This is a genomic window from Geobacillus sp. CAMR5420, assembly GCF_000691465.1.
Lineage (GTDB): Bacteria > Bacillota > Bacilli > Bacillales > Anoxybacillaceae > Geobacillus > Geobacillus thermoleovorans.
On record NZ_JHUS01000082.1, the window covers coordinates 1 to 2,679 of the forward strand.

Annotated in this window: 3 protein-coding genes; all 3 read right to left on the reverse strand. The window is 32.3% G+C overall.

Going from position 1 to position 2,679, the window contains the following annotated elements; translation table 11 throughout:
* Nucleotides 1-80 precede the first annotated feature (80 nt).
* Genes DI44_RS18935 through DI44_RS00205 form a run of 3 tightly spaced genes read right to left on the reverse strand, consistent with a single transcriptional unit; the run spans nucleotide 81 to nucleotide 2,626 of the window.
* On the reverse strand, nucleotides 81-629 hold the full coding sequence (locus tag DI44_RS18935; RefSeq protein WP_050483862.1) for a hypothetical protein: 549 nt from the start codon (nucleotides 627-629) through the stop codon (nucleotides 81-83).
* A gap of 4 nt (nucleotides 630-633) precedes the next feature.
* Nucleotides 634-1,380 (reverse strand): hypothetical protein, encoded by a 747-nt coding sequence (locus tag DI44_RS00210; protein WP_033026696.1) that lies wholly within the window; start codon nucleotides 1,378-1,380, stop codon nucleotides 634-636.
* On the reverse strand, nucleotides 1,373-2,626 hold the full coding sequence (locus DI44_RS00205) for a hypothetical protein (RefSeq protein ID WP_033026699.1): 1,254 nt from the start codon (nucleotides 2,624-2,626) through the stop codon (nucleotides 1,373-1,375). The genes DI44_RS00210 and DI44_RS00205 overlap by 8 nt, the downstream gene beginning before the upstream one ends.
* Between the last annotated feature and the right edge of the window lie 53 nt (nucleotides 2,627-2,679).

Sequence of the window (2,679 nt, forward strand, 5' to 3'; positions counted from 1 at the left end):
GTTCGCCGTTTTTTCTCTGGGCAGCTTCCTCTCGATTGGAAATCCGGGATGGCCGCTGCTTTGTTTGAGTATGCCCAAATTTATGGAAGGCGTATGTCTAATTTTGGATAATCAACACTCGTGATTTCGGAAATATTATTTAATTTGTACGTATTCTGCGATCCCATTCCTAATCTTGGTTTTAAGATAATAGAACCATAAATATTTAAAAAATTGACTATATCCTCTATACATGTTGGAATTTGAAATGCTGGTAAATTAATTCCCGATCCAACCAAAGCCTTTTTCATTATATATTTATCTCGGAATTTTAAAGTCTGTTCATAGGAAAGTCCTGGACAACCAAATAGATCTCGAAGTTTACCTGCAATACACATAGTTCGTTCTGACAACGATATCACATGATTAATTGGATTATGCTTATGGACTATGTTAGCAATTTCAAATAATATTTCATCATTATTTATATCCGTAGCATATATTTCTGCTACATGATTTTTAGGAATATCATATATTTTTTCCTTTTTAGTAAAGAAAAAGACCTTATATTCGGTTGGATTGAGTATTGGTTGTCCCTCTCTTAGATAGTGTTTGTAATTTATACGATTTAAGACTAATATATTTTTCATTATACTATCCCTCTCTCGAAGCATCTTCTTGTACTTTATAGAGTAAAGGATATAGATAATCAACGACAGGCTTTTTATTTATTTTAGAAAAATCAGCACATTTTTTCTTTTCAATGAACTGAAGTGATTGAAATTCACTTTGTTTAGAAGATTTTAGTATTTCGAATCTTCTTTGAAGTTCATCTTTTGTCAAGGAAATATTCACATAGAAAATAATAGCTACAAAATTATTATCTCCCCCGGTTTTTATATATTTGGGAATCACTTTGTGATAGTCGATTCCTTGCTCAATTCCAAGCTCCTCAGCTAGCTCACTTACAATATTACCCTCGAAATCTACAATTCTTCCTTTGATATCACTTTTATCAATTCCTCCACCTGGACACTGTAATCTTCTAGGTGTAGATGTGTGACTTCCCATTTCTCCAATGACTAAATAACCATCAACTGTTTCGACTAAAGCCGAAGTAAAGACTACCATACATTCCCGCGTTAATCTACCTGGGTTATTTATTGTATACATGTAATGAGCATAGTCAGTTAATGATAAATTAATATTTAATTCATTATGACTATTACTAATATCTAAAATAGTAAATACAGCCCCCCTAATAAGTGGACGTCCATCGTTAATAAGTTTTTCCCAATATTCATTAATTTCCCTTTTATCTCGTTCATTTAGTTCAATTGTTTCTCCATGATAAAATGCGGTTATTTTACTCTTAATATTTTGAATAATAACTTTAGACATTAATAAGCGCCCTCTTTCCTTTAATTGCTGCAATTATATTTTCCATTGCTATACTTGCGCTTTCTCTGATAAGAATATCGTCTGCCTCCAATGACTCTAATGGATAAGGAATAAATTCTTCATCTTCAGAATATCCTTCAGGGTCTATATAAATAATTTTTAATCCCTTTTTTCTGGCAGCAGCTCTTACTTTCCTTCTATCTGCGTGACTTCCTACTACTATTAATGATCTGGCATCAGGATGGAAATCTATCTCCGGTATAATATGAGTTTCTTCGAAACGCCTAATATATTTTTCCTTTAATCCGACTCTTGTCACCAAGCCATCAAAATTATTTGTGATGATAGGTCCAACAAGACAACCCATTTCCTCCAAAATTTTCAACCCTTTATAAAATGGAGTTGGCTCTGAAATAAAGCATTTTAAATACATTTCCACCATATTAATATATTTTCCCTCTGTATTGGATAATATTTCATAAAGTAATCGATCTTCTTTACTTCCTAAAATAAAAGTATGATCTTTTTTATTAGTTACATAGTACACATGATGTAAGAAATGAAGTGGTGGAATTCCAGCCTCAATTGATGGACCACATCCTATTTCAAACTGAGCAGGTAGATAATCTAGAATTTTTTGATACGATATTTCTTCAAACTTTTCACTTCTGACATCTTTTTTACGAATTCCTGAGTCCAAAATAGCCCAAGGTCTTGATTCAAACTCTTGGTCAATAGTATATGCTTTATTATGTATTGTAGCTTCCAATATTCTGTACGATTCAGGGAATGTTCTGCTTGATTTTATATCTTGCTCTTTTTGATTGAATAATTCGATTTTTAATAATAAATCTCCCTTCTCATAAAATGATAACCTTGGAGAGCTACTTAATAAATTCCATCCTCCCATTTCTAAACCAACTGATATAGATTTCTTATAATCTTCTAACTCATCTTCAGGAAAACATAAATGTAGCCATAGATAGGTGCTAACTAATGCAAGATGCCTATTTCCATTGCTGTCAGTTATCACATCATAATGATGTCGATAGTGCAGCATTCTTCTCCTAGCATCTAGATCGCTTTTCCATCCTGATTCTTCTTTATTTTCTTCATTTTGAGTTCTACGCCATAGACCCTCTTCAACTTTACGTTCATATTCGTTTGTCGGATTATTATAATATTTTTCCCATCTCTCAATTAGTTTTGGCGATAAATTGGAATAAACAATAAAAGGAAATTTCATAAAGCCCTCCTAAATCTCAAATAAAATAATATCAACCCGTGGTGCTAGTTGAG

Coding starts and splice junctions, on each gene's coding strand:
- DI44_RS18935 (WP_050483862.1), bottom strand. CDS start 629: ATGAAAAATATATTAGTCTTAAATCGTATAAATTACAAACACTATCTA.
- DI44_RS00205 (WP_033026699.1), bottom strand. CDS start 2,626: ATGAAATTTCCTTTTATTGTTTATTCCAATTTATCGCCAAAACTAATT.
- DI44_RS00210 (WP_033026696.1), bottom strand. CDS start 1,380: ATGTCTAAAGTTATTATTCAAAATATTAAGAGTAAAATAACCGCATTT.